Source organism: Burkholderia sp. Ax-1724 (assembly GCF_011752995.1).
Taxonomy (GTDB): Bacteria; Pseudomonadota; Gammaproteobacteria; order Burkholderiales; family Burkholderiaceae; genus Paraburkholderia.
Map to the genome: position 1 here is coordinate 55,479 of NZ_VWWL01000033.1, position 6,056 is coordinate 61,534.

5 protein-coding genes are annotated in these 6,056 nt (G+C 65.1%); 2 read left to right on the top strand and 3 right to left on the bottom strand.

Annotation, left to right across the window (positions count from 1 at the left end; genetic code table 11):
• Positions 1–161: 161 nt before the first annotated feature.
• A complete protein-coding gene (locus F3J19_RS29580) occupies positions 162–1,463 on the bottom strand; it encodes an MFS transporter (RefSeq protein WP_167049564.1) in 1,302 nt (433 codons plus the stop codon).
• Between the two features lie 313 nt (positions 1,464–1,776).
• Here F3J19_RS29580 and F3J19_RS29585 point away from each other — a divergent pair, with 313 nt between their 5' ends.
• The gene (locus F3J19_RS29585) at positions 1,777–2,301 is read left to right on the top strand and encodes a GNAT family N-acetyltransferase (RefSeq protein WP_167049566.1); all 525 of its coding nucleotides are present in this window, start codon (positions 1,777–1,779) and stop codon (positions 2,299–2,301) included.
• A gap of 246 nt (positions 2,302–2,547) precedes the next feature.
• On the top strand, positions 2,548–3,690 hold the full coding sequence (locus F3J19_RS29590; RefSeq protein WP_167049568.1) for a hypothetical protein: 1,143 nt from the start codon (positions 2,548–2,550) through the stop codon (positions 3,688–3,690).
• A 152-nt stretch (positions 3,691–3,842) separates the two neighbouring features.
• Here the strand turns inward: F3J19_RS29590 and F3J19_RS29595 are convergent, their stop codons facing one another.
• Together F3J19_RS29595 and F3J19_RS29600 are read right to left on the bottom strand one after the other, a co-directional pair.
• Positions 3,843–4,589 (bottom strand): DUF2968 domain-containing protein, encoded by a 747-nt coding sequence (locus F3J19_RS29595; RefSeq protein ID WP_167049570.1) that lies wholly within the window; start codon positions 4,587–4,589, stop codon positions 3,843–3,845.
• Positions 4,590–5,007: 418 nt separating this feature from the next.
• Positions 5,008–6,056: type 1 glutamine amidotransferase (locus tag F3J19_RS29600; RefSeq protein WP_167049572.1), on the bottom strand; the 1,049-nt coding region annotated here is incomplete at its 5' end.

The window sequence follows — 6,056 nt, forward strand, 5'->3', positions numbered from 1 at the left end:
GCGAGCGCGCGGCGTCGTGGGAACGCGGAAATACGGGAACGCAGGAGCACGCGTCGCAACCACCCTACGCCGTCGCACACTCTCGCGCCTCGCCACGCGCCGCCCAACAAAAAGCCCCGCATACGCGGGGCTTTTTGTTTTCAGACGATCAGCCGAACCCGTCAGGCCGCCCGATACTGATTGCGCGATTCCGGCGTGCGATACAGGAACAGCGTCGCGAGCAGACCGCAGATCGCCGCCACGCCGAGCACCAGACCCGGCGCCGCCTTGTTGCTCGTCACGTGGATCACCAGCGTGGCAATGGCCGGCGTAAAGCCGCCGATCGTGGTGGCGAGGCTGTAGGCGAGCGAGAAGCCGGCGGTGCGCACTTCGACCGGCATCACCTCGGTCAACGCCACGACCATCGCGCCGTTGTAGCAGCCGTACAGGAACGACAGCCACAACTGCACGAGCAGGAGACGCACGAATGACGGATCGGCAACGAGCCATTGCAGCGCCGGATACGCAGTGAGAATCGTCAGGGCCGTGAACACGAGCAGCACCGGACGGCGGCCGATACGGTCCGACAGCGCGCCCGAAAGCGGCAGCCAGATCAGGTTCGAGATACCGACGCAGACCGTGACGACGAGCGTGTCGATGGCCGAGAGCTTCAGCACTTCCCTGCCGAAGGTCGGCGTGTAGGCGGTAATCATGTAGAACGACACGGTCGTCATGATGACCATGCCCATGCCGCCGAGCACGATCGGGTAATTCGCGAGCATCGACTTCATGATCTCGCCCATGCTCGGACGATGCTTGCGCGCTGCGAACTCCTCGGTTTCCTGCAGCGAGCGGCGGATGATGAACAGGAACGGCACGATCAGGCAGCCGATCAGGAACGGTACGCGCCAGCCCCATGCGAACATCTGGTCGGCAGGCAGCAGCTTGTTGAGCAGCACGCCGATCAGCGCGGCGAACACCACCGCGACCTGCTGGCTGCCCGACTGCCACGAGCAGTAGAAGCCCTTGTTGCCCTTCGTCGCGATCTCCGAGAGATACACCGACACGCCGCCGAGCTCGACGCCGGCCGAGAAGCCTTGCAGCAGCCGCCCGAGCAGCACGAGCACCGGTGCGAGGAGCCCGAGGGTCGCGTAGCCGGGGATTGCCGCGACCGTCAGCGTGCCGAGCGCCATCAGGCTCAGCGTGAGGATCAGGCCTTTGCGGCGGCCGTGATGGTCGATGTAGGCGCCGAGCACGATCGCGCCGAGCGGACGCATCAGGAAGCCCGCACCGAACACCGACAGCGACAGCATCAGCGAGGCGAAATCGTTGCCGCTCGGGAAGTAGGTCTTGGCGATCGCCGAAGCGTAGTAGCCATAGACCATGAAGTCGTACATCTCAAGAAAGTTGCCGCTGACGACGCGGAAGACTGTCTTGACCTTGGATTCTTCGGTAGCGGAAGTAGCGTGGGTCGCAGTAGACATGACACTCTCGTGTGAGCCCGCCGTGCTGTTCGATAGTCGGCGACAGTCGCGGTCAGGCAGTTGAAACGATCCCCTGCGTTCGGCAAGCGGATGCCACGAACGATACCGGAAAAGCGCGCGCGAGGGCGCCGCATTTTGCTGTTCGCGATGCACCGCCGGTATCAGGGTAAACATCGTGATTCATGCGGGGCCCGCGCCACGTAATGTTACTGCTGAACACGCCGCCGCGAAACGCATACAGTTTGCTTACGCGACACCGGCACGCAGCGCGGTAAACTTTTCGTGCAACACCATTGAGTCGATTCTTACCCCGATGCGAACCACCCCTGCTCTTTCATTGCGTCCCGCGACCACCGAGGACGCCGCGCTCATTGCATCGATTCACAGCGCCAGCTGGCAGGCCACTTATCGCGGCCTGTTGCCCGATGCGTTCCTCGATGGCGAAGTCACGCGCGAACGCGCCGCCTACTGGGCCGCGCGTCTCGATGCGCCGGGCGGCGAGCGCCGCACCGTGCTGATCGCCGAACTCGGCGACGAGCCGACCGGCTTCGTGTGCGTCGAGCGACAGCCCGAGTCCGCGTGGGGCGTGCTGCTCGACAACCTGCACGCGCTGCCCGGCTACCAGGGCATCGGCGTCGGCAAGCTGCTGATGCGCGCCGCCGAAGAATGGGCGCGCGCGCAAGGCGAGACGCAGCTGTATCTGTACGTGCTCGAAGGCAATACGCCGGCAATCGGCTTCTATGAGCGGCAGGGCTGGCAGTTCGTCGGCGCGGAGCCCGATCATATGGGCGGGGTCGACATCACGGCGTTGCGGTATGTGTACCGGTTGAGTCCCTGAACGTACAGGACATCATTTTCGGAGAAGTCCGAACGTCAAAAGGGGCTGTTTCAAGGCATCATTTTCTGTTTGCCGATGGCTTCATCGGGTCGAGCCTTTGCATCGCGCCGCTATCAGGTCTCCGAATCAATCGGGATCGCGCGATGAGCGGCAGCAGCCCAGGCTCGCGCCGAGTCGCCATCGGCTCCCACAGATTCTGCGACTGCCCACCGGCGCTCCGTCGTCGTCGGGTGCGGGAAGAAACCGATGCCTAGCACTCCGTTCACCTTGATCGAAGGCGCTTACGCGCTACCACGCCTGCGTCCGCTCGCCCATTTGCCCGCGCCGTTCGGCCGCGACTGGTCTGCGCATCCGCCCGGCGAAGCCTGGCGCGCGGAACTCGAATTGCGCTGTGTCGCGCTGCTGCGCACCGCGTGCCTGAGAGACAGGGACATGTTCGCGTGCTGCGAGTGGCAGCCGTTCGACAGGCCGGATGTGGCGGCGCCTGCGACCAGGGCCACGCGCGCCGCCGAGGTTGCGCGGCCCACGATTATTTCCAGCGCAAGCGGTGCCGACGCGCTGCGAACCTTCGCCCAGGAGCCGATGCGAATCCCGCTCAGGGTACGCCCGTCCCGGCACGCAAAACGTCGCGCTTCGCGGCATTGGGCTGCGATAGCGGGCAGTACCTGTATGATCGGCGGCGCGGCGATGCTGGCGTGGATTGCGATGGGCCAGCATTTCGCGCCGACTCGGATGGCAGGTGCGCTGCTGAAACCCTTCGACATGCTTATGGCTAGCCACGATGTGCACGAGGTACACGAGGTGCGGCCTGAGCAGGATTACACGCGCAATGAGGTTGCGCATCGGCAAACGCGGGATGTCGGCGAAGTCGACGCTCCGGCTCCAGTGACTGTTACGCCGGCAACGAGGCATGCCGAGGTCGTTGCTACACCGAGCGTCCCACCTGTCGCTGCATCGGTGCACAAAGCGCTAAGACGGGATGCGCCAATCCACCCCGCTCACTCGATCCATTCGAGCAACGTGGTCACCTGGCATTCCGGCAACATGCCGCGCGCCAGGAAGGATCACAGGCCGGAGCAAGGCGGTGCTGTGCAGATGGCGTCGTCACATGGCACGCCGCGCATCGCGCTCATGCGTGCCGCACCGGTCGCTTCGCCTCGATTGCACACTCGCCCGGTTGTGCGAACCGACTCGCTACCGGCGCAAGCACGCTTTAGCCGCGACGAATACGCCGCCGTGACCATGGCCGCCGCCACACCCGTGTACGAGATCGCGCCACCGCCACGCCCGGCCGCGTCGAACGATGCGTCGGCCAGCAACGGCACGGAGTGGATGACTCACATCTCGCAGCGCCGCGTCACCGAAATTCCGGAGCAATTCGCGAAGTGAGCGGAACGTCCGCACGACGTCATCCGCGGGCGGGATTCAGCTGCGCTGTTCGAATCGACCAATAGATCGAGCGATAGGTGGAGGTAAAAAAACCCGGCTCTTCCCCAGAGCCGGGCTTTGTCAGGGTCGCGTTCATGGCCGACCCCAAGCGCTTATTTCTGCGCCGGCAAACCCGCTTCGGCCTGTTGCCGCAACTGCTCGACCTCGCTCTGCACCTGACGCAACTGCGCTTGCGCCTTGTCGCGCTCGGCGCTCAACGTGAGCGCTTCGCCGTGCGCCTGCCGCTGATAGTCGTCGACCTTGGCCTGCTGCGTACGCGCGACCTCGACGTCGGCCTGCAAGCGTTGCGCCTGTTCCTGCGAAGTCGCGATGATGCCCTGCAGATACGCGGTCTGCGCCTGCAGTTGCGTGCGGCGAATCTCGACGTCGGCGAGCCGCGCCGTCTGCTGCGCAAAATCGGTGTAGATGGCTTCCGCGCGCCCGGCATCGTCGGACTGGATCACGCGCCAGAAATGCTTGTCCTGAAACAGCGCGACGTAATACGTCATCCGTGCCGGATAGAAAAGCAGGCTTGCGCCGTAGCTGCCGTTGTACGTGGTGCGCAACTCGCTCAGGTTCGAGTCGTGTATCAATTGCATCAGCTCGGCGACGTCGCCTCGCGCACTGCCCGCTGGCGCCGAGGCATCCGCAGCCGTGGGCGCACTTGCCGCACTTGCCGCACTTGCCGCGCTTGCAGACGCGGCATCGCCGGGTTGCGGCGTCAGTTCGCTCACGGCCGGCCGCGTGCCGGCCACCGGTGCGGTGCCGCCGTCCTGCCCCGCCTGCACGGCACCGGCATGCCAGAACGCATACGCGCCCGCGAGCAGCAACGCGCGTCGAATTACCAGGGAAAACCTCATACTGCCTGCTCCACGCCAATCCAGAATAGCCGGTGATTATCGCGCGGATTCGCGACAAGGCGAAGTACCGCGCCGCTGTCTCGCGCTATCTCAAATAGGGTGGAAATCGAGATACGTCGATCAGCAAAGATTCAAGCAAGATTCGCACGGTTACGAAACCGCCATCGCACCTTGCCAGCGACCGGGCAACACCGTGGATTCCTGACTATCCAGATAAAAACCGGCAAGCGCGAACGCACGCCGGCCGCCCATGCCAACGCGCAAACCATCGGCACAGCGGCAACACAGACCGCAACGGTACGACACCAGGAGCGTCAGAAGAAAAAACGCGCCGCCGCATAGCGCGACAGCGCGTCGAACAAACCGGCGACGAGAAACGCAGAGCGCGCCACCCCTCGCACGCAGGCGGAAAACCCGGCTAGAACCGAGTCTCCCGCGCCACGCGCAGGAACGTATCGAGCAACGGCGTGCAATCGAGCAGTTCCGGGCCGCCCGCGCGATGAAACTCCGGATGCCACTGCACGCCCATCACGAACGGCGCGCGCCGGTAGCGCACGGCCTCGATGATGCCGTCCGACGCCGACACCGCCTCGATATTGAGATCGCGGCCGAGCGTCTTCACCGCCTGGTGGTGAATCGAGTTGACGATCGCGTCGCGCCGTCCCGGGAACATGTTGAGCAATGTCGAGCCGTCCGGAAAATGGACGCCGTGGCGGTGCTGATCGTAGTTCTCGTTGACGTGCGCACCGGCGGTCGGCACATCGGTCGCGATGTCCTGATACAAGGTGCCGCCGAACGCGACGTTGATCAACTGGCAGCCGCGGCAGACGCCGAGCACCGGCTTGCCCGACTCGACGAACTCGTGCAGCAGTTCGAGTTCGTACATGTCGCGCACGCGGTCGCCGGGCCACTCGTGACTGACTGCCGTTTCCGCATAGGTCTGCGGCGAGACGTCGGCGCCGCCTTGCAGCAGCAGGCCGTCGAGATGCTTGGCGTAGTCGCGCAAGCGGATGTTGCTCGGGTGCAGCATGCCCTGATGACCGACCGTCGGAATCATGAACACGATCACGTCGCGTGACATGACCCAGTGCGCGATCGATTCCTCGAGATACTGCAAGGTCTTGCCGCGCAGCCCCTTCGCACCCGGCTCCGGATGGAAGATGCGCGCCGACACGCCGATGCGCAGCGTGCGCTGCGTGATCCGCTGGCCCGCGCGATCGAACAGTTGCCGCGCGCGCGCCGCGATGATGCGGCCGAACACGCTCCACGCCGAATCGCTCTGCCGCAGATAGCGCGGCGGCGACGGCGGGAATGCATTGGGCGGCGGCGGATTGGTCGCGCTGAAATCGGGTGCCGCGCCGAACCCTGGCGGCGGCGCGCCGGCCGAGCGCGCGGTGGCCGCGTCTTCGGCGGCGGGCGTGGCACCGGTGGTGGCGCCGGCTGCCTCCGCCGTGCCTGAGGTGTCAG

Coding starts and splice junctions, on each gene's coding strand:
- F3J19_RS29580 (WP_167049564.1), bottom strand. CDS start 1,463: ATGTCTACTGCGACCCACGCTACTTCCGCTACCGAAGAATCCAAGGTC.
- F3J19_RS29595 (WP_167049570.1), bottom strand. CDS start 4,589: ATGAGGTTTTCCCTGGTAATTCGACGCGCGTTGCTGCTCGCGGGCGCG.
- F3J19_RS29585 (WP_167049566.1), top strand. CDS start 1,777: ATGCGAACCACCCCTGCTCTTTCATTGCGTCCCGCGACCACCGAGGAC.
- F3J19_RS29590 (WP_167049568.1), top strand. CDS start 2,548: ATGCCTAGCACTCCGTTCACCTTGATCGAAGGCGCTTACGCGCTACCA.